The organism is Pectobacterium parmentieri, from assembly GCF_001742145.1.
Lineage (GTDB): Bacteria > Pseudomonadota > Gammaproteobacteria > Enterobacterales > Enterobacteriaceae > Pectobacterium > Pectobacterium parmentieri.
On record NZ_CP015749.1, the window covers coordinates 3191150 to 3212564 of the forward strand.

A 21415-nucleotide genomic window follows, 5' to 3' on the forward strand; every position below is an offset into this window, starting at 1 on the left:
CCCTTTACCCTATCCGTTTAACCATAACGTGTGTCACTAGCATGCCGACCGAAACGCTGCACAAGGCATAAATCAGTACCGACGTTCCCACCGGATCGGAGAACAAAAAACTGAAATCCTCCGGCGATTTCATGTACAGATAGGCCAGACAACCGGGGAACAGTGCGGCGACAATCTTGGCTGATGCACGCGCTTCAGAGGTTTTGGACTGCACTTTAAGTTGCAGTTCCCGGCGGTCGCGCAGCGTCGCGGACAAACGCTCAAGCGTTTCTCCTAGTCGTCCACCCGCTTCCTGATTGATGATCAGAATCACCACGAAGAAACGGTACTCGGCCATCGGCACTCGCGTCGCCGAGGCCTGAATCACCTGACGCAGCGGGATACCGAGCCGCAGCCAGTGATCGATCGTCTTGAATTCATTCGCCAGCGGCCCGGTCAGGTGCTCGGCGACAATCGAGAAAGTATTCGCGACGGGCACGCCCGCCCGGCAACTGCGCGTAATTGCATCAATCGCTTCCGGCAGGCTCTCACGCAGCGCTTTCAGGTGTTTTTGCAACGTCGAGCGGAACATCAGCATGCCGATACTGACAAACAACAGCAGTGTAAATATCAGTCCCATCGTAAGCGGCAGCAGGGTACGTTGTCCCAGGATCATGCCGAGTATCAGGCTGGCCGCCGCCAGTGAGAGGGAACGCTGAAGCAGGTTCTTTTTCCAGCCGATGAACGCCATCTGTGCCCAGAGGATAGCTAACCAACGCCCGATAACAGGAATTCCCATCAGCGGCGTTCTGATCTCGTCACGCAGGATTGAATCAGACTCTGCTGCGGCTACCGATGGGCTAACCTCGTTCAAAATCTGCTGCCAGCGTTGTTCACGCTGCATGCGTTGCTGGCGTGATTTTCTCCAGGCGTTGACCGCCAAAAGCATCATCAGCACGCTGCAAAACACCAGCAGCGTAATCAGGTTCAGGCGTAAATCACTCATCGGCGTCTCCTCAGCCCATCACTGCGCATCAAACAAGTGCGCTTTATCGCTGTAGAACTGCGGACGCTGCATGTGCTGAACATACTCCCCCGTCAACAGGCCCTGCCCGTCCATCCCCTGAATATTGAAGCTGAACAGATCCTGAAGCTGGATCACTTCATTTTCCATGCCGCATACTTCAGTGATGGACACGACGCGACGCATACCGTCACGCATACGCTCGATCTGCACGATCAGGTGAACGGCGCTGGCGATCTGACGGCGGATCGCCATCAGCGGCAATTGCATGTTCGCCATCATCACCATGTTTTCCAGACGCTGTATCGCATCACGCGAGGTATTGGCATGCACCGTACACAGCGAACCGTCGTGACCCGTGTTCATCGCCTGCAACATGTCAAAGCTCTCACCACCGCGCACCTCACCCAAAATGATACGGTCAGGGCGCATACGCAGTGCGTTACGCATTAGATCGCGCTGATCGATGCGGCCAGTTCCTTCTGCGCTAACAGGGCGGGTTTCCAGCCTCACGACATGCTCCTGCTGCAATTGCAGTTCAGCGGCATCTTCAATGGTGATGATGCGATCGGTACTGCCTATCTTCTGCGATAGCGCGTTCAGCAAGGTGGTTTTACCCGCCCCCGTACCGCCAGAAACGATCACATTAACGCGTGCCTTCATGGCTTTGTTCAGAACATCCGCCATCGCATAGGACATGCAGCGACGCTCCGCCAGCATTTCCAGCGACAGGTTGCGACGCATGAACTTACGGATCGAAATCGTGGTGCCATCGATCGCCAGCGGATAGGTGATGACGTTAACGCGGCTACCGTCCGGCAAACGCGCATCCACCATCGGGCTGGCTTCATCGATACGCCGCCCGACCGCCGCCGCAATACGCTGCGCGGTGTTAAATACGTGCTCTTCATCAATGAAGGTAATCGGCGACAGTTCCAGCTTGCCAAAACGTTCGACAAACACCTGACCAGCCCCGTTAACCAGAATATCGTTGACCGTGTCATCCGACAGCAGCGGCTGGATCGGCCCGATCCCCGTCATCTCATCCAACATTTCGGTGGCGATGGCTTCCTCTTCCTGTCGAGAAAGCTGCAAGCGCTGCTCATCACAGATGCGGCGGATTACCGTTTCGATCTGTACCAGCAGCTTGTCACGCCCCATCATCGCCGCTTTACCGGCGTCGATCTGATCGTAAAGCTGTGCGCGGATAATACGGCGTTGGCTAGTCCGGTTGTCCGTCTGGCGGGCGGTGGGGGCGGCAGACCCTGAAGACGTATTCGCCGCGGGTTGCGTGCGGTTCTCCGCAGCCGGGCGCGTTTTCAGTTCTGCCACGTTAGCGGCAGGCGCAGGCTGAGGTGTGCTTTTTCCTGCTTCACTTTTTTGCAGGTTATTCTTGCGAATCAACATAATCCTTAACCCCAAAAACAGTTCGTAACCCTAAAATAGTCGGTTCACCCTTTGAGAAACGCCGAACGCTGAACATTATCAGGCTCGCTTTAACCAACGCGAGAACCAGCGTTTTTCCGCCTGTCTGGTGCGCACACCGCAGGCCAAATCGACCAATTGGCGTAACCCCTGTTGGAAAGCAGGTGCTGCCGCGATATTTAATGCGCCGAGAGCGAGGCTCTGCGCCAGCGCATGGCCGGCATTAGGCAGCACGACATCAATCTTCCGGCCGATAAATTGTTCGAACTGATCGCGACTTAGCGGTGCAGTTGTGGCAAAACGGCTCTGGTTATGCACCAGCAGCAGACGCTGCCCTTCACTTTCATCGCCGATCTCATTCAGCACGCGCCGCACATTACGCGCATCCTGAAGCGTCAATTCCGTCACGATGATGCGCAGATCCGCATAAGTCAGCACATCCAGGGCACCGGTCGGGTAGCTGCTGGGCAGATCCCAAATGACCTGATTGAACATACGGCACAACGCACCACCGAGATTCAGTACGTTATCTACGTCAACCGGGCTCAGTTCACCCAGTTCTGGCTTCTGTGCCAACAGGTGCAGACGTGTATCAACACGCAGCATGGCGCGCTGAAGCAGCCGGGTATCCAGTTCCTGAGTCCCCAACACCGCAGCCAGTCCCGCATCATCGGTTTGCCCCTGCAACAGCAGTTGGTCACCGTTACGGCGGTCAAAATCCACCAGCGCTACGGGTAGATGGCGTTCACCAGACAGCAAACGGCTCAGTCCCATCGCCACAGTACTTCCGCCGCTTCCGCCGCTGGCGCTGACGACAGCAATCGTTCTGCCAGTACGAGCATATTCCGGCCCGGCCTGCTGGCCTTCACACTTCGCCAGCGTTGCCGCCAGCAGATCCAGCGTGAACGGCTTCACCAGATAATCCACCACGCCCGCCTGAAGCAGTGCACGGTACAGGCCAACATCCTGCTCTTTGCCCGTGGCAATCACCTGGCTGGTGGGACCACAGACGCTCAGCAACTCTTCCAGTGCCGGAAGTGGCCAGTGCGTCCCTTCCAGATCGACGAGCAAAACGTGTGGCGGTACATTCAGTTCACACCACTGGCGAGCGGCAGTAATACCACCGGGCATCACCGGGACATCCGGTTGTTTCAGACGCGTGAAGAGATCGCTGATATCAGCCACATCGCGCACATCATTGGCGAACGCGACCAGCGGCAGCGCCAGTTCGTCACTATCGTTAGGGGTAATTTCACTCATGGAATGTCACGCCCTTAATCTTCATCAAAGTTAATGTCGATGAGCTCTTTCACTTCACCTTTGTGATAGCGTTCGATGCTATTGACCGCCGCCACGCCATCCGCATTGTCCAGCGCTTTCGCCTGAATAAGATCGCGAGGCTCAGCGACCATCATCGCCAGATTATTTTGTGTGGCACAGCCCAGATAGCCGATGCCATCAAACGGCTTCACCATCAGTTGGTTTGGATCGTTGATCGTGCAGCGGGTGGTTTTGACCACCAGCGCTTCGGAGATCACTTCCAGATCGCCAGTCTGACCGCTCGCCGTAGAACGACGCATCTGCTTGACGTTCTGTGCATCGGCACCGGCATTTTTCAGCACGGTCGCCAGTCGCCCAGCCATCTGTTCACCGCTCGCGCTGTGCGGGATCAACGTCAGCGTCTGCGCGGACAAACGCCCCTGATCTTTCAACATGATATTGAGCTGTTTCAGAGATTCCGGCAGAAAGCCCCGCCCGTTCGGTGCAACCAGTAACGGCACGGACACCGATGAAGGCTGAACGGCAACTGGTTGCAGAGCAGGCTGATCGAAGCGCTGCATACGCACATCATTAATCGGTTTATTCCACCCACATCCTGATAGCAGAAAGACTGCAGTAAGCACCGCCGCGCTGATGTGCAGTCGGCGAAGAGGAGGGTGATTTTTATTAATCATTTTCATATTTTATTGCCCCTCACGGACTCAATAGAGATAGCCGATAGACGCAGAACGCGGCATGGACGAATCCAGCATTCTTATGCCTTGCCCCGGCGTCTGGAGGTCGCCCGCGTTAACAGGTTCGACGACGTAGGCGGTCGCGATGATCACCAGTTCCGTTTCTTCGTGGTTGGTGGATTCGCTTTCAAACAGACGACCAAACATCGGGATACCACTCAGCCCCGGCACGCCGTTTATCGTTTGGCTACCGGCGCTGCGCAACATCCCTGCCAGGGCAAAGCTTTGCCCGCTGGCCAGTTCTACCGTAGTATCCGCACGACGTACCGTTAATGCTGGAATACGCGAGCCGCCTTCCAACTGTACGGAACCCACATCTGTAAGTTCACTGACTTCTGGCGCAATGTGCAGGCTGATACGGTTGGCAGACAGCAGCGTCGGCGTCATACGCAGGATCACGCCGTAGGATTTGTAATCGATACTGACGCTGTTATTGGTGATCAGGACGATAGGAACCTCACCGCCTGCGGCAAATGCAGCCGTTTCCCCTGACATCGCCGTCAGGTTGGGTTCGGCTAATACGGTTGCCATACCCTGCTGATTCATGGCAGTTAACAATCCGCCCAATCTGGAGCGGCCGAAGTTCAGGAAGCCAGAATCCGTTGGGTTCGCGAATCTCCCAGTCGTGGCATTGAACAGATTAAGACGTGACCCGCTGCCCGCAGTCATATTTCCGCTACCAGTACTCAGCGATGCCGCCCAGTTGAACCCCAGTTCGCTGGTCAACTTGCGAGACACTTCCACCACGCGCACCTGGATATTGATTTGCGAAGGCGTTTTGATTTTAAGCTGATTGACCACTTTGCCAGATGTTTCGCTGGAACCTGGCAATTGGTCACCGCCCCCGCCGCCACCTTGTGCACCGTTTGAAGACGCGTTGATGTACGTCTGTATACTGTCGATGACGCGCTTGGCATCCTGCGGTGTATCCACACTACCGCGCACAATCACGCCGCTGGGGATCGAGGCTTCCAGTTGGATATCCGCACCGGGGAATTCACGCTTGATACGCTCGCTTAGCGCTTTCAGATCGTGTTCAGATACCAGGCGGATGGCGTTAATCACTTTGCCATTTTCATCCATCGCATAGAGCGTGGTAGTCCCGACATTTTTGGCGTAAACAAACAGATTACCCGGCGAAGGCAGTTCAAAACTGGCAATATTCGGATCGGCCACCAGCACGCTGTCCGGCAACGCATCAAGGTGGAGTAACCGCCCCTGATGCACCGTCAGGTGTACCTCATCGGTGACAGGTGCTACAGATACCCCAGCAGCCTGCGTGGCCGCAGGCGACATCAGCATGACAGGCAATACTGCATTAAACAGGCTGGCAATCAGCAACCGTTTGCACGTTCCCCGAGCGTCCGATTTCAAAAACAGCGAAAACATCGTCATTTACTTAATTTCCGTAATGGGCTTCATTTTTCTACGATCAGCACACGGCTCTCCGCAGGCTGTCAGATTACGTGTTCGTCCTATCGGGCAGGGAACGCCACCACGTCTTTTTGTTCACCGCGATAAACTTTTACCTTGTGACTTCCGGCGGATAATGCACCATAAATATCCGTCGCCTGTGGCACGGTGGTCACCAGCGGACGCCCGGTCAGCGGATCGATACCGTCATCGGGTGTTGCACTGCGCAACGCCAGGTGCAATATGCCCAGTTCTTTTGCCACGGCCAACGCCTCGGCCTGCTGCGGCGTAACTTCCAGCGTAACGGTTTGATAGGTAGCAGGACGAGAACGCACGGCTGACTCACGACTCTTGGCTGCGGCATCAAGCGTCGCGCCATCTTCCATCGCATCCAAACGTGGATATACCGGCGTACCGGTTCTGTCATTCAGCGCCAATACGCGTAAATCGCGGACTATCGTCTGTGATGCCAACAGAGGCATCACAACCGGCTGGTTACGGCTTGCGGGTAACTCTGGTTGATCGTCTCGTTTCATGCTAAGGATCACATCAACACGATCGCCTGCTGCGACTAACCCAGCATTACTGGCAACAGCGCTGGTGGGAACCGAAATAGCACGCTTGCCTTTGCCCAACACGGCCGCGAGAAAGCCCGGTTCATTCTGCCTCACTAACACGTTATTCGTCAGTGCGGAGCCTTCCGTCACGGTTTCACGCAACGTCGCACCGAATAGCAATGATTGGCTGTCTTTACCGCGAACAAAGTTGAACGTGCGGGAAACAGGTTCCTCAGTGACCTGCCAGCGTAGTGATGCGGAATCGATGAAATCACCCGGATGCAGATCTTTCGCCGCCACCAGAATGGCCGTTTTTTCCGGTGCCTGAACAACAACCGGAGGCGGCGGTGGGGGGGCGGAAGAGAGATGGCTGCGTACCACCAGCGCAACAATACCTGCCAGAACGAGCGCGCCTGACAGTACGTATGTAGAGTTCACTTTCATTTCAACGGGCCTACCCTAGCGTGTGTGTCTTAAAGCTGCGACGGAATTAAAACAAAGGAAAAATCAGGACATATATCGCGCCAAATGCAATCGCGACACCGTAAGGTATGCCTTGAGAAAGATCGGCGGGCAACGCGGGTGGCATCGGCAACCGACTCTTGAATATCCGGTTAGTGGTTTGCACACCCAGCGCAACCGCTGTGGGTACGGTATTAAGCAGCGGCAGACTCAGCGCCAAAACACCGCCAGCCAACGCGGTTACCATGATGAAAACGATCTGGTGCCCTTGCCCAACCCACAGGCACAGCACACTCATCAACTTCACATCCCCGGCACCTAATCTGCCAGTGAGAAAAAGCAAAAATCCCACAACCAGAACGGCCGCCGCACCAGGCAATGCCCATAGCATTTTCCGTAATGCCACCATATCTAACGCACCGGATTGCAGGACATATAAAGCGCTGAAGAACAGCCAGCCCAGCAATAAAATCAATACCGCCTGATTGGTAATTTTTCGTACTAACAGATCGGTACTGATGCACCACAGCAAGCACCCTATCAGCAGTGCCGTCTGCAGCCAGTGCGTGTAATCCGCCATTTTGCGTTAATTATTTCGCAGCGCCGGATGAACCACCGCCCGTCGTACCCGTGCCGGTAATCTGATCGGCGATCTGGCTAAATTTTTCATTCAGCGCTTTTACAAAGATACCGTCACCGCCGAAAATAGCACCGATGGCAGCAGCCATTGCCGCCGCAAGAATGCCGTATTCGATTGCCGTTACACCGCTTTCGTCACGCAGGAAAGTACGTAATTTGGTTTTCATGTTTTTCATGGAAAGATTCTCTATCCGCCGCCAAAGAAATCATGGCCTACAAGGAATTCGGGGGGAGCCATGATGATAATAAGATTAATAATGAGACTTATTATCAAGCACCGCAAGCAGTAGAACATTAATATTCGTTAATCTTTTCATGAAAATAATTATTAATATAAATCAATAAGTAACAAACCTTTCCTTACAGATAAAATCAATAAATATTCATGTTTTTTGCAGGGATATTCATAAAAAATCGAGGAGAGAAACACCGTAGCGAGCAGTATGTGACCATTTACCCTGCAAGATGCTAGCCCGCTGCGCTATTAACCAATAGACGGACTAACTGCGGTTAAGGCAGAGGTAGACGTTCAAGCCGGGCTCGGAGGAATCCAGATAAAGCTTTCCACCATGCAGGTCGGTAATCGCCTGAACCAAAGATAGCCCCAGACCATAACCGGACTGAAACCAGGTATCCAGCCGTTGAAAACGCTGTAATGCTTTAGCATGAAGTGCAGGCGGAATACCCGGACCATGGTCGGCGACGCTCAGGGCGATCCAGCCGCGATAGAGTGTCACACTCAGCGTGATGTATTTACCCTCGGCCGCATATTTCAGCGCGTTTTCCACCAAATTCGCCAGCGCCTGAAACAGCAGCGCACGGTCGCCAAAGAGTTGGATCCCGGCCTTGATTTCAATCTTCAGTTGGCAATCGCGTGCTTCCGCCAGCGGTTGATAATATTCAGCAATTTCTTCCAGCAGTTGGCGCGCTTCAATATGTTCAAATTGGTGCACGCAGCGCCCACTTTCAATTTCACCGATGCGCATCACGGTCCGGAACAGCCCGAGGATCTTATGCACCTCGTCCACGGCCAAATTCAATTCATCACGAATGTCGTTATCCAGCCCTGTACGCTCCGTCAGGTTGAACAGGCGGTTTTGCAAATGCGTCAACGGCGTTCGCAGCTCGTGTGCGACATGACTCGATGTGTTACGCACTTGCTCCATCAGGCGATCAATACGTTCCAGATTTTGGTTAATATCAGCGCTCAAGCTGTCAAAATCATCGTCGTAAGGCGACAGCGGCATACGCACCTGCTGCTCACCGCTGCTGTAACGATGCAAGGCTGTGCGGATTTTCTCCACACTGCGTAAACTGCGTAAGCTGAAATGGCGACTAACAAACAGGCAGAAGAGCAAAACAATAAATAGCCCAGCTCCCGCAACCAGCGGAATTGTTCTCACCCGTTCCAACATGGGCCGAATGTTGTACGCGGTAAACAATACGCCTCCGTCATCCAACATGACGGACAAACCAATCAGATTGGGATCGTCTGGACTGGAAATTTCGGCCTTGAGACAACTGACATCCATTTGGCAATCAGTATGCTGTCGCATTTCCAGAGGATGCATACTTGCAGGATGGGGGGTTAATGGATGCGTCTTTAACGAATGATTGTGATACAGAATATCACCGTATTTATCCATCACCAGAAACAGCGGTAACTCGTCACCTTTCGCCCGGTTATCCTGCCGCAATTGCGTAATCAGGCTATCAGCATTCGTTAAATGCGACTGCATCGAGTAATCGTAAATATTACCCAGAATAACTTCGCGAACATGCGTTCTAATCAATGTTTCACTTAATGAACTGAAGCCAACAATACACATCAGCATCATCAATAAGAACAGAAAAACAATGGTTATTGCCTGGCGAAAATTAGAGGTGCATAGAAAACCAGGATATTGGCTTGCCCCAAGTAATTGCCAGTGTGTTATTTTTATCTGCCAGCGCTGCCCCAGCCTCTTTATTTTTATTTTATTCAGCGTGGCTGCCAACATCGGTTTTGCCCTTATCTACCGCGCCTAATGCATAACCCATTGCTCTCAGCGTTTTAATTAATGGACGAGGGAATCCTTTATCAATTTTCGCTCGCAGCTTTGACATATGAACGTCGATCAGATTGGTCTGCGGATCAAAGTTATAGCCCCATACTCGTTCCAGCAACATCGTGCGCGTAATCGCCTGCCCCGGGTTTTCCATCAATATAATCAGTAACTTGATCTCTTTATCGGTCAGATCGATACGTTTGCTACCGCGCCACGCCACACGCTGCATGCGGTCAAGTTGCAGATCTTCAAAAGTCAGAATCGAAGGATTATCAGCATGACGTTTACCACGCCGCGCCATAATGTCCAGACGTAACCTAAGCTCATTAAAGTTGAAAGGTTTACCGAGATAATCTTCCGCGCCGAGTTCTAACCCCATGACGCGATCAACATCACGATCCAGAGCCGAGAGCAGCATAATAGGCGGATGACGAGACCCTTGTAATTCACGTAATACCGTAAATCCATCCATGATGGGTAGCATTCTGTCCAGCAGAACGACATCATAAACTTCATCCTTGATCGCTTTTAATGCGTGTGCACCGTCGTGAACCATCCGACAAGAATGGCCGTGGGAATGTAATTTAGACCCCAGCCAATGGCACAGCACAGAATCATCATCAACCACTAATACACGCATATGTTCCCCTATAAACACGGTTTATTCCCTCGTTAATCTAGGGTTAATACGCGTTTATTTTTTATCTGGTCTTTCAAACAGCCATTCACCCCACACGGTTCTGATACCGCGCGGGCCGCTTTTTACTTCAAAGATTTTTGTTTCTAAACTTTTTGTTTATGACTTTTATACTTCTTAACTATCTATTTATGGCTTTTCTACTTCTAAGAAAAGTCCTACAGATAATAACAATCATTATCATTTAATGACAAGCAGTTTACAATCGCCTGACGGTGCTCGTAGAACAGGCGTATAAAAAACATCCCCATCGCTTACGCAATGAGGATGGTGAGGAAGGAAGGAGAAGGGAAAGAAATCAACGTAGTAGAGGTGATCGCCTCACTACGTATTACTCATTTTCGATCAGGAGCGCTTCCATTAGATCGAGATCGCGCAGCATTTTTTGCAACGTCTCATTGCTGATCTGCTGAATAGCACGCAAGTGATACAACTCCGCACGCTCGGAATTCAACGCAGTCAGTCGGAAACGCCGCTCCAGATCCTCAATCAACATACCGTTTTCAGGATCGTCTTTATTAATGAGCCGTCGGCGTAGATTACCGATGACGCGCGCGCTGACTTCTTTCAGCACCTGCTCGTCAATGTTTTCCTCTCTATCGGCCGCCAGACGTTCCTCCATTTTGTGCATACTTTTAATCGCCACTTCCGCCACGGCCATACGCGCCATGCGGATTTCTTTGGCATGTGCCGCTTTGTCCGCCACCACCACGCCGCGCAGCAGAAACGGTAGCGCCAATACGCCACAAAGCAGAGAAAATAAAATAACGCCCGTGGCGATAAACACCAACTGATAGCGTGACGGAAATGCGGTGCCATCAGTCAGCAACAGCGGAATAGACAGCACACCCGCCAACGTAATCGCTCCCCGCACACCAGCAAAGGAAGCGATCCATAGCTCGCGCGTGGAAAATTCGGCGAAGATCATTGGGCGCTTTTTCTGGATGTGTAGGCTGTATGTTTTCATCATCCACAGCCAGCAGAAACGCAGCAATAGCAGAGCACCATAGATGATCGCGATATCGGTAAACAGCATCCAGGTTTCAACCGTTGGATCCAGTTCCGCCTGCGTAACCGAGGTTTCCAGAATGTCCGGCAATTGCAGGCCCAGCATGATGAATACCATGCCGTTGAACACAAACTCCAGCATCGACCACACGCCGTTAGCACGCATCCGCATCGTTAGCGGGGCGCTACGGATCACACCCGACTGGCCGATGGTCATCCCCGCTGCCACCGCCGCTAAGATACCCGACACGCCGATGTGTTCTGCAATCAGATACGAGGCAAAAGGCAACAGCAGCAGCAACACAATCTGCGTTGCCGCATCATCGCCGCTCCAGCGGCTAATAACACGCAACGATTTACCGAATATCCAGGTCACCCCAACGCCCGCCAACAGCCCACCTAGCGCCACCTGAATAAATTCCAGCGTCGCACCGGACACTGTAAACACCATGGTGCCCATCGCAATCGCGACCGCAAACTTCAATGACACCAGGCCGGACGCATCGTTCATCAACGCTTCGCCCTGCAAAATGCCCATCAGTTTTTTCGGAATACGACCTTCACCCACAATGCCAGACAGCGCGACGGCATCGGTCGGCGACAGCACAGCAGCCAGCGCGAAAGCGGCAATCAGCGGCATCCCTGGGACCATCCAGTAGATAAAATAGCCAATACCCACCACAGTAATGAGTACCAGTACCAGCGCCAACCCAATAATTTCCCGACCGTGTTTTAGGAACTCACGCGTGGGCGTTTTCCAGCCATCGGCAAACAGCAGAGGCGGAATGAAAAGCACCATAAACAGCTCAGGATTGAAATCAACATGCAAACCGAACTGGGGCCAGGCAAGAATGGCACCCAATGCAATTTGCATTAAAGGCAGAGGAATTTGAAAAGGTAAAATGCGGGTAACCACCCCGGACAGGGAGACAACCAGGGTCAAAATAAGAATCGTAAAAAATATTTCCATGCTTTCCTTAGACGTACTCCTAAATCAAAAAATTCTGCCTGTTAGCGAGCAAACTACTCTTCCATATTTAACGCATTTAGCTCGGTATGAAAATGGATTTTTAGTCGAAAAACCGAGATTAATAACAAGGTTGATTATCACACAAAAAACGCAAACCCAAAGCCAATAAAAAGGCACATAAACACCCATTTGGGAGAAATATCACGAGGCAGGGAGAGGAGAAAGGAAAACGCGAGGAACAAACCTTCGGGCGATGCCCGAAGGTCTACAGAAGAAACAACTTACAGTGCCCAACCACCGGCGTAGAACACCACCAGTGCCACAGCGATAACTACGGTACCGATGTTCAGTTTGCGCCATTCGCCGGAACAGATGCGGCCTAAGACCAGAGCGCCAAAGCCCAGCATGATGCCAGTCACGATGTTACAGGTCAGTACGATAAATACGGCACAGACCAGACCGGACATGGCATCCACAAAGTCATCAAAATCCAGTTTGGAGACGTTACCCAGCATCAGCAGGCCGACGTACATCAGCGCAGGGGCAGTAGCATAACCAGGAACCAAATACGCTAACGGAGACACAAACAGCAACAACAGGAACAGCACGCCCACGACAGTCGCCGTTAAGCCTGTTTTACCGCCAGCCGCTGTACCTGCTGCAGACTCGATGTAGACCGCCGCCGGTGACGTCCCAACCAGGCTGGAGAAAATGCTGCTCACGGAGTCTGCGGTCAATGCTTTACCGCCGTTGATGATTTGTCCATCTTTATCCAGCAGGTTCGCCTGCCCGGCTACCGCACGAATCGTTCCCGTAGCATCGAACACCGCTGTCATTACCAACGCCAGTACGCTCGGCAGAACCAGAGGCTGCAACGCACCCATGATATCCAGACTGAAGATCAGCGACGAACCGTCAGCCGCCGTCAGGCTCGGCAATGCGAAGAAACCGGCATATTTTACATTCGGATCAAAAATCAGCCCCAGAATAGAGATCACGACGATAACCAGCAAAATACCGCCCGGTACGCGACGTTTTTCTAAACCAATGGTCGCCGCTAATCCCAACAGGGACATCACAACGGGGAAAGAGGTGAAATTACCTAGCGCGACCGGCAGGCCGTCAATCGGGTTTTTTACTACCAGCCCAACACCGTTGGCGGCAATAATCAGCAGGAACAGACCGATACCAATCCCTGTTCCATGCGCCACGCCCAGCGGCAGATTACGCAAGATCCAGGAACGGATGCCGGTAACAGAAATGATGGTAAACAGTACCCCCATCAGGAAGATCGCCCCCAGCGCCACGGGAATACTTATTTGTTGCCCCAGCACCAGACTAAACGCGGTGAACGCCGTCAGAGAAATCGCACAACCAATTGCCATCGGCAGATTAGCCCACAATCCCATTAGCAGCGACCCCAGCCCGGCAACCAAACAGGTTGCAACGAACACGGCAGTTGGCGGGAACCCGGCTTTGCCCAGCATACTCGGTACGACTATCACCGAATAAACCATTGCCAGGAACGTCGTCAGACCTGCTAGCACTTCCTGACGCGTGTTACTGCCACGCTGTGTAATTTTGAAAAAAGCGTCAAGCGCGCCCTGCGGACGCGCCGCATTCTCTGCCTGACGGGTGGTGTTTGACATAGTGGTATCCCCTGAAATGCCATTATTATTTACGATCAATTCTGAACGGTTCTCACAGCCTTACCCTGCGAACGCATTAGCACACGAATTAGCAATGAACATAACGCGTCATGAACCTTATGGCTCCGCACGCAAACGATTAACTCGCTGGATGCAAAGCCGGAAAACGTTGCTCGATCAAGACGAGCGGTATAAAAACAAGCGGAAGTAAAACATCACCGGATAAACAGCGTCAGGTAATGCGAAGCGCACGATTATCCCGCTTCCCCTGCGCTTATTTCAACTGCTAATCGAGACAATTTACCTATCTCATTTCATCTTTCCGTTAAGGAAATGCGCAGTCGGTACACGTATCGTTCAATCAGACAATTCGCTGAAAGCGCGCCAGTATGAAGAAAAAACAGAAAAGATTTTTAGACAGAAATCAAAACAGCGGTTTACTCCTCACAAACTGAATGTTCATTTTTTTGTGATTAGCGTCACAAAAAAGTTGACCAGCCGTATCAGTGCGAGTATTCTTAAAAACGTGAACAGCATCACAGAAAACAAATTAACTACCAACGAGGAATTGACCATGAAACTGCTGAACAAAATCATCGCTATGTTTGAAAACATCCACATCAACTTTGGTACTTTCAACCAATAATTATTTAAGAATCGTGGGGATAAAAAAGATGCGCGTTGTCCGCAGAATCAATCAAATATTAAAAGCGTTGGGCAAAACCTATCGCGGTGTTAACCCCCACGCTATCTTCCGTTAATCGTACTCAGTACGTTAACCACTCTAAAATGGCTGCCATCCGGCGGCCATTTTTGTTTCTGTACTAAGATAACAACGGTCTTCCTTTCTGACAGGATGGCGCTAAAGCGCCACCCCATTTCACACATTTTTACACCACCCAACCATCAGGCGTAGAGTGACACTTCACCTGCCGGGCGCGTTTTAAAGCGGCGATGCAGCCAGAGATACTGTTCAGGCGCGCGCATGATTTCTTTCTCAATCACCTTATTCATGTAGCAGGCCGCAGCCTGTTCATCGTGATAAGGATAATCCTGTAATTCAGGTTGGATCACCAGTTGATAACCCAAAGCATCGGGCTTACGAATTAGCACCGTCGTCATCATCGCGGGTTTTGCCAGACGACTGATGGTGTAGGTGCCGCTGGTAGTCGCTGCATTTTTCACGGCAAAGAACGGCGCAAAGACGCTGCCTTTCGGACCGTAATCTTGATCGGGCGCGAACCATACGGCTTCACCACGTTTTAATGCCTGCACCATACCGCGTAGATCTTTACGGTCGATCATCGCCTTGTTCGAACGTGAACGGCCCCACGTTTGCACCATTTCCATCGCTTTATTATTGTGCGGGCGGTACATCGCCATCATCGGTCGACACAGCCCCATCGCCCTACCGCCCAGTTCCAGCGACATAAAGTGAATACCAATTACCATCACGCCCTGCCCTTTAGCCGTAGCGTGCTGCAAATGTTCCAGCCCTGAGACATCAAACCATTGGCGCACACGACGATCGGACCAGAACCAGGCCATGCCAGTTTCGATCAATGCCATGCCAAGCGACGCAAAGTTGCTATCGATCATCGCTTCTCGTTCGTTGTCGGAGATCGCGGGGAAACACAACTCAAGATTGCGTCGAGCAATCGACACCCGCCGTTTAAGAAAGACGCGGGATAAACGACCTGCGCTGCTTCCAAGTTTCATCAACAGCGGGTAAGGAAGTTGGACTAATAAAAACAGCACGCCAAGACCGAACCAAGTCGCCCAATAACGCGGGTGAAGTAATGCCCTGGTAAATGTTTGCTTAATCTTCATGATACTCATCTTTAAGTGATTAACAGCGTACCGCATAAAGAGTCGTTCTCATCGCGCTACATCTATCATGACACTTATTTATAGGGATCGTTTCAACTGTATGGGAAACTGATGTCTAACCGTTATCACGCGTGAGGTTAAAAAGCAGGATAAACATGCTGATAACGCAGAGGAGATGTTGAGCAACCGATGAACGGCTGACGGTCACGGTATCATACCCGATTCGTCCTTAATAAAGGAGTAGCCGAACAAGAAATATTCGCCATATCACGCGGTCTAACGCTAACATCCTAGCCTATGTCAAAAAAGCAGCGGCGTTCTTGTGTCACAAATAGACAGTGGGTAAGCCGTGATATAACCAAGGACTTGATGGAAAATGGCTTTTTCTCTCCCTTATCGCGTCAATATATTGAGTATTCTCATTGCGGCTATCCCAACCTTGACGTTTGCCACATCGTTCGACGATAGCACTTTCTTTCATAAAAACTGGGAAGTCGTCTGCGATAACACGCTAACGTGTCGGGCAGCGGGCTACTCAGCAGAGGAGAAAGACACAGGAGAAAATAGGGAAACCCAGGACGTCTCACTGCTCATCACACGCCATGCCGGGAAAAATACGCCAATAACAGCCGAAGTCAGGCTCGCAGAGGTGGAAAAAGAGATTCCGAAAGGCACCAAACTTACGCTAACCGTTGACGATGTAGATAAAGGCCAACTCACTTCAACCGGAGACAGTCTCTGGCAACTCAATGAGAAACAAATTCCTGTCGTATTACAGGCGCTAAAAGGCAGCGGGAAAGTCGCGTTTCTGCACGATGGCGTGGTTTCTGAACTGTCTGGGACAGGAGCCTACGCCGTACTGTTAAAAATGGATGAGAGGCAAGGCCGTATTGGTACAACGGACGCTATCACCAAAAAAGGCGACAAAAGCAGCGCGTTATCTGCCGTAAAAGCCCCCGTTATCTACGCGGCGGTAACTAAACAGGAACCATCACGAGATCTAACGAGTGCGGAACAGGCGGCTATACAGAAAAAGTTGCATAAAACGCTCAAGGGAGATGACTGCGATAATTTCCCACCGCAGGATTATCAAAAGGCAGAACCGATGATGCTCACGCCACTCAATGACAGCATGTCACTACTCAGCGTCCTCTGTTGGCGCGCCGCTTACAACGAAGGCTACGCTTACTGGGTGATTGATAGCGCCATGCAAACTCAGCCCCAGCTTGTGACCACAATCGGAGTAGGCTACGAAAACGGTGAGATTATCGCGGTGCAAAAAGGGCGCGGGCTCGCGGACTGCATGAGCGATAGTGCCTGGGTATGGGATGGCAATGCATTCCAGCAAAGCCGTGCATCAACCACAGGTTCATGCCGCATGATCCGCCTCGGCGGCACCTGGGATTTACCCTACTGGACTGCGACCGTGATTAAACCGGGAAAATGAAAGAGATTGGGGCCACTCGTCGGCCTCAAATCCAACATATAATTAAATTAACAAACGGAATAGTAAAGAATGAGCTTGAAGAAAATAATATCTTATGCAGTTAAAGAGCTTATTAGCACATATATCACGATGGTATTAATGATTGGTTTGGGGATTTTGTTCTACGAATTTATTCCTGAACACTGGGGGAAATTGACCATTCTGTCCATAGTTCTTATTGTTTATGTTGATATCAAATTTTTCTCAAAAGAATCAGGCCGAAAATAAATCGGCCTTTAATCATATAAGTAAGCTGTATTCTGCCCAAGTCTGCCAACGCTTATCCTCGCAATAATATTCTCCCATTCAATAGAAGCAAGCTTGAATGACGTACTTTCCTGCGGCTAAGGATAGAATTTCAGATGTCATCACGTCCTATACACATAACTATACACAGTGAGGCGTAGATTTAGATAGACGCGGGTTTTCCCTGAACGACTGAGAATTCGTGGGAAGCCTTGTCATTACTGGATTTGTTGGACTTGGGTGGACGTTGACAGAAGTGTGATTGGAGCGAGTGAAGGGAAATCACCTCGCCCAAAGATATCGTAACCCAATGTATTTATTAACAAAAACTTGACGCATTGTAGGAGAAACTAAAACACGTGCTAATTAAGATCGCTGATAAGTTTAAGTGCGCTTTTTTTGACAGAATCTTGTATTCGCCCTGAGTCAGCGATCAACGTCAGCGCTTCAATACTTAAACCATCCCTGATCACTTTTCGCGCTTTACTGAGACGGGTCCGACAGCTTTTCTCTGTATATCCCTCGTGTGAGTGCATTTGCTCAATGATGTCAGCGCTTGATAAATTTGAATTGGCAAAATGATGGTAGTAGTTTACGAAACACTCCATTCCGATAGCTTTTAGACGTTCGGCAAGCATAGTGCTGTTACTCATCTTGTTTTGCTGGTTCAAAACATCCTTTACAGCCTCGAACTGAGGGGCTTCGAAAGATTCTTCATTTATTGAAACTGAATTGCTGACAGCCAAGTTTTCTTTGATGGAAATAACTCGAGGATCAGTAAGAATCGCGCCCTTGAGATTAATTATGTGTGCGTTAACGTGATCACTATGCCGCGCGTAATCTCGTATTACTTCATGCGGGATTTTGTAACCATCAAGAACGTTGTAAGTTTCATTGAAAATAACCGCGATTAAATAATCAAAGTAAGCTGCCTCATAATTACGCAAAGCACTAAGCTGCCGGGAAGGATTATCCGGCGTAACTCTCCTCGCTTTAATCTGCACTTTCATGCCGTCAGAATCAATGGCATCAGCACCCGCCGAAGAATTACTGAGAAGAGTCATACCTAGCGCTTTAGAAACCAGCCATTCGGCATAGTCACCTACAGGATTATTCTTGGTGCGTATAACACCTCTTGAACGCAATTCTGTTAAAATTTCGGAATGAAGCGATAGTAATTCAAGATCGCTCAGAGAGGTGAGGAAACCATCTGATATTAAAAGATTATTTTCCAAACATGCTCTCCTTTTCTGAAATGAAACGCCACTATAACGCCTATGTAACGCACCCGTATTTTGATGTTTTAAGAATGCTTATAACTTTCAGTGCCAGATAAAACGTGCGGTCATTCACAGAACGCGGTAGCTGTTTATTTATTCAGTAATTTAGAATCTGAAACTTACACCTGAGCTACTTTCTCAGCTTATCCCAACGAACCGCTGATACGATACCCCAGTTGCCGTCAGGATTGGGTCTGCGCCATTTTGCTGTCTCCATACTACGGAGATACCCAAGAGCCTTGGAAAACGTGCCATATCGAGGCGCTACCGAAAGAGACAATACCTTATGTTCGGCAGGCGATTGGGGCCATAAAAGAGGCTCAGGCATACTCAGAAGTTCGGCTGGGAAAGCTGCAGGTTATCATCGGATATAACACATTGAAAACCAGAACCTCACTTAGGACGGTGTCCACATTACGCGGGTAAGATCAATTTCAGATGTCATCACATCCTATACACATAACTATACACAGTGAGGCGTAGATTTAGATAGACGCGGGTTTTCCCTGAACGGCTGAGAATTCGTGGAAAGCATTGTGGTTACTGGATTTGTTGGACTTGGGTGGACGTTGAGAGAAGTGTGATTGGAGCAGTGAAGGGAATATAACTCATTAAAATAAGATATGATTTATATAGATAATATTTTATTCTAAGTTTTTCATACCCCCAAATGTACCCCCAATCGTATTCCCGTTATAATGTACGCATAAGCAATATTTTTAGTGGGACACACTATGGAACCACGTAAAAAACTCCCCGAATGCCCTAAATGTGGGGCATGGATGCGGGCACGTACAAGCCTTGCTTTAGATGCCAATGTGCGCAGCATCTACCGCGTTTGTACCGGTCAAGAATGCGGATTTAAATGCACATCATTACAATGGTATGAGGTCGCCCTTAACCAGGCTGAAGAAAACGCCAGCATCCCCGCAACAATAAAAACGCGTTGTATAGAGATGAGGCAAGGTCGCTATGATCACTTGTAAATACTGCGGTAAAGTCGCAGGAGACAGAGGGGTGGAAAAAATTGGAGAAAACAGTTATCGCCGCTACCATCAGTGCAAAAACTTGCTATGCGGCCATTGCTTCACCACAATTGAAGAACTGAGAGTAAGCACATCAGACAACGAACAGGTAGCACACCGTAGCGCTACCTGTGACAGTATCTTTCCTAACAGTCAGCCAAATAACTCTGACGTCCCTCATCGGGTAAATGGCGATTAAAATGTTGAGTAGTATCTTGTTGGTTCAGATACTGCTCACGTCTCCCCTCATGATTTCCAGACAGTGCTTTTTCGCAGGCTGACATCAAGGAGATAATCTCTTCCTGAGAGGCGTACATATCCTTGCCTTTGAATGTTAATTTCATCTTTTTCATGCTGGCCTCACAAATTACTAAATGGGATTTCCCCAGTGAACAGTTTTTCTTTGTATTCCGCATCAGACTTGGCACGCGATAATTGTGCCGGAGAAGGGGTATTTTTCATCGCTCTGAAAACATTTCGTGGATACGCGCCGGGATGATCATCCGGTAACTCACTATCGGTTAGCTTAATACTGTCACTGCGAATGATAGTTTTAACAGAATTGATTATTGATGACTCGACATCATCCGTTGACATAATTTTTTCAAAACGCCCCACATCAATTTGTTCCCCCTTTTCGTTTCTGTATGTAGTAGTGAAATAAACCGCTGCCAGTGTTTCACGAACACTGACACCATACATTCTACACAGTCCAACGACTCGGCTAATCCGCGGTGCCATTAAATCATGCAGCTCGGTGATAAGTTGTTCAACCTCACGCTTAACGATGGGGGCAGTGACATTGGAAAATGCATTGTTATATTCAACGGTCATGCCGCCCAGCCGAATATTCATTTCGGTTACCTTTCGTTTTTGATCTTTCATCAAGACAGATAAACGGGCTATTTTAGCCTTAGCGGTAGTAGTAAGAAACAAAGCCCGCTCTGACTCAGTATTCTCTACGCCGTTATTTTCCATGAGAATACTTTCCCATTTTCCATCATTCTCTTTTAGCTCAGCTTCTGCCTGACGATGACTTTCCACAAGATTGGCCAGGGTTCGCCGTTCCTGCTCAATATCGGCCTCCAGTGCAGAAAACATATTAGCAATCTCATCCAGCCGTTGCCGTGCAGGGCTTTTATCTGAAACAGCGTCATGAATAGGGGTAGTCATTTTTACGTCCTTCTCAGTAGTGTAATACACCTATATTCACCATCTGAGCTTGGGAAATCCCGCGATTATGTTTGTCGCCGGCGTATTACACCGAAGTATACTTTTGCTGGCCTGCAACCAGATGAAGAATTGGGTGTATTACACAACGCTGGGGATCAAGACATGAAAGGCAGCAGTAACGGTAAAACACGGATAAGGACATTGCGTGTACCTCACCAGATCGACGCAGAAATTGAGCGACAGTGTAAACGGTCAAAGCGTGGCTACACTGCGCTGATACTGGATGCAGTAACAACCTATCTGGCTCAAACGCCAGAGTCTGATAACACCGGCACAGCTACGGCTGAGTCCGTTTACCACATGAATTTTGATGAGCGCTTCCCGTTCCTGAAGTAATCTTTTCCCATCCGGTGTAATACACTTTTGTATGTCGTGCAGTTAGCGCGACGAACAAAAATGTATTGCACTGCCTACACTGCCCATAAACCT

21 protein-coding genes and 1 pseudogene are annotated in these 21415 nt (G+C 50.1%); 5 read left to right on the forward strand and 17 right to left on the reverse strand.

Annotated features, from left to right (window positions below; translation table 11 throughout):
- Positions 1 to 4 precede the first annotated feature (4 nt).
- The 13 genes from A8F97_RS14440 to lpxP form a co-directional block, all read right to left on the reverse strand.
- On the reverse strand, positions 5 to 985 hold the full coding sequence (locus tag A8F97_RS14440) for a type II secretion system F family protein (RefSeq protein WP_012822626.1): 981 nt from the start codon (positions 983 to 985) through the stop codon (positions 5 to 7).
- A gap of 18 nt (positions 986 to 1003) precedes the next feature.
- The gene (locus A8F97_RS14445) at positions 1004 to 2410 is read right to left on the reverse strand and encodes a CpaF family protein (protein ID WP_033070927.1); all 1407 of its coding nucleotides are present in this window, start codon (positions 2408 to 2410) and stop codon (positions 1004 to 1006) included.
- Positions 2411 to 2488: 78 nt separating this feature from the next.
- Positions 2489 to 3688 (reverse strand): CpaE/TadZ family protein, encoded by a 1200-nt coding sequence (locus tag A8F97_RS14450; protein WP_012822624.1) that lies wholly within the window; start codon positions 3686 to 3688, stop codon positions 2489 to 2491.
- 14 nt (positions 3689 to 3702) lie between these two features.
- Positions 3703 to 4389 carry a CpaD family pilus assembly protein gene (locus A8F97_RS14455; RefSeq protein WP_033070926.1) on the reverse strand — a complete coding sequence of 229 codons (687 nt, stop codon included), beginning with the start codon at positions 4387 to 4389 and terminating at the stop codon, positions 3703 to 3705.
- A 21-nt stretch (positions 4390 to 4410) separates the two neighbouring features.
- Positions 4411 to 5838 carry a type II and III secretion system protein family protein gene (locus A8F97_RS14460; RefSeq protein WP_012822622.1) on the reverse strand — a complete coding sequence of 476 codons (1428 nt, stop codon included), beginning with the start codon at positions 5836 to 5838 and terminating at the stop codon, positions 4411 to 4413.
- Positions 5839 to 5918: 80 nt separating this feature from the next.
- Entirely contained in the window at positions 5919 to 6857 is a 939-nt protein-coding gene (gene cpaB / locus A8F97_RS14465; protein ID WP_025919830.1) for a Flp pilus assembly protein CpaB, read from the reverse strand.
- A 46-nt stretch (positions 6858 to 6903) separates the two neighbouring features.
- On the reverse strand, positions 6904 to 7455 hold the full coding sequence (locus A8F97_RS14470) for an A24 family peptidase (RefSeq protein ID WP_012822620.1): 552 nt from the start codon (positions 7453 to 7455) through the stop codon (positions 6904 to 6906).
- Positions 7456 to 7465: 10 nt separating this feature from the next.
- Positions 7466 to 7690: a Flp family type IVb pilin gene (locus tag A8F97_RS14475; protein WP_012822619.1), complete on the reverse strand. Its 225-nt coding sequence runs from the start codon at positions 7688 to 7690 to the stop codon at positions 7466 to 7468.
- Between the two features lie 324 nt (positions 7691 to 8014).
- Positions 8015 to 9514, reverse strand: coding sequence for a sensor histidine kinase (locus A8F97_RS14480; RefSeq protein ID WP_014698767.1), 1500 nt, complete (start codon positions 9512 to 9514; stop codon positions 8015 to 8017).
- On the reverse strand, positions 9492 to 10202 hold the full coding sequence (locus A8F97_RS14485) for a response regulator transcription factor (protein ID WP_005971674.1): 711 nt from the start codon (positions 10200 to 10202) through the stop codon (positions 9492 to 9494). The genes A8F97_RS14480 and A8F97_RS14485 overlap by 23 nt, the downstream gene beginning before the upstream one ends.
- A gap of 388 nt (positions 10203 to 10590) precedes the next feature.
- Entirely contained in the window at positions 10591 to 12237 is a 1647-nt protein-coding gene (locus tag A8F97_RS14490; RefSeq protein WP_012822616.1) for a Na+/H+ antiporter, read from the reverse strand.
- 281 nt (positions 12238 to 12518) lie between these two features.
- The gene (locus A8F97_RS14495) at positions 12519 to 13886 is read right to left on the reverse strand and encodes an NCS2 family permease (RefSeq protein WP_012822615.1); all 1368 of its coding nucleotides are present in this window, start codon (positions 13884 to 13886) and stop codon (positions 12519 to 12521) included.
- A 906-nt stretch (positions 13887 to 14792) separates the two neighbouring features.
- Entirely contained in the window at positions 14793 to 15716 is a 924-nt protein-coding gene (lpxP, locus tag A8F97_RS14505; protein WP_025919827.1) for a kdo(2)-lipid IV(A) palmitoleoyltransferase, read from the reverse strand.
- Positions 15717 to 16092: 376 nt separating this feature from the next.
- On the opposite strand from lpxP, the gene A8F97_RS14510 reads away from it, so the two are divergent.
- Positions 16093 to 17163 (forward strand): DUF1176 domain-containing protein, encoded by a 1071-nt coding sequence (locus A8F97_RS14510; protein ID WP_033070924.1) that lies wholly within the window; start codon positions 16093 to 16095, stop codon positions 17161 to 17163.
- Positions 17164 to 17232: 69 nt separating this feature from the next.
- Positions 17233 to 17430, forward strand: coding sequence for a hypothetical protein (locus A8F97_RS14515; protein WP_012822612.1), 198 nt, complete (start codon positions 17233 to 17235; stop codon positions 17428 to 17430).
- Between the two features lie 380 nt (positions 17431 to 17810).
- On the opposite strand, the gene A8F97_RS14520 is transcribed toward A8F97_RS14515, so the two are convergent.
- Positions 17811 to 18683, reverse strand: a complete 873-nt coding sequence (locus A8F97_RS14520; protein WP_033070923.1) for a DUF6998 domain-containing protein — start codon at positions 18681 to 18683, stop codon at positions 17811 to 17813.
- A 175-nt stretch (positions 18684 to 18858) separates the two neighbouring features.
- Positions 18859 to 18987 (reverse strand): annotated as a pseudogene (locus A8F97_RS23330) (helix-turn-helix domain-containing protein); the annotation flags it as partial.
- 523 nt (positions 18988 to 19510) lie between these two features.
- Between A8F97_RS23330 and A8F97_RS25165 the strand changes: the two are divergent.
- Together A8F97_RS25165 and A8F97_RS25170 are read left to right on the forward strand one after the other, a co-directional pair.
- Positions 19511 to 19714 (forward strand): ogr/Delta-like zinc finger family protein, encoded by a 204-nt coding sequence (locus A8F97_RS25165; RefSeq protein WP_072012974.1) that lies wholly within the window; start codon positions 19511 to 19513, stop codon positions 19712 to 19714.
- Positions 19701 to 19952 (forward strand): ogr/Delta-like zinc finger family protein, encoded by a 252-nt coding sequence (locus A8F97_RS25170; RefSeq protein WP_072012446.1) that lies wholly within the window; start codon positions 19701 to 19703, stop codon positions 19950 to 19952. Before A8F97_RS25165 ends, A8F97_RS25170 begins: the two co-directional genes overlap by 14 nt.
- Here A8F97_RS25170 and A8F97_RS24460 read toward each other — a convergent pair.
- Positions 19900 to 20106, reverse strand: coding sequence for a hypothetical protein (locus A8F97_RS24460; protein ID WP_033070922.1), 207 nt, complete (start codon positions 20104 to 20106; stop codon positions 19900 to 19902). The genes A8F97_RS25170 and A8F97_RS24460 overlap by 53 nt on opposite strands.
- A 7-nt stretch (positions 20107 to 20113) precedes the next feature.
- Positions 20114 to 20926 (reverse strand): hypothetical protein, encoded by an 813-nt coding sequence (locus tag A8F97_RS14530; RefSeq protein ID WP_033070921.1) that lies wholly within the window; start codon positions 20924 to 20926, stop codon positions 20114 to 20116.
- A gap of 162 nt (positions 20927 to 21088) precedes the next feature.
- Between A8F97_RS14530 and A8F97_RS14535 the strand changes: the two genes are divergently transcribed.
- Complete coding sequence (locus tag A8F97_RS14535; protein WP_033070920.1) at positions 21089 to 21322, forward strand: hypothetical protein; 234 nt, start codon at positions 21089 to 21091, stop codon at positions 21320 to 21322.
- Positions 21323 to 21415 lie beyond the last annotated feature (93 nt).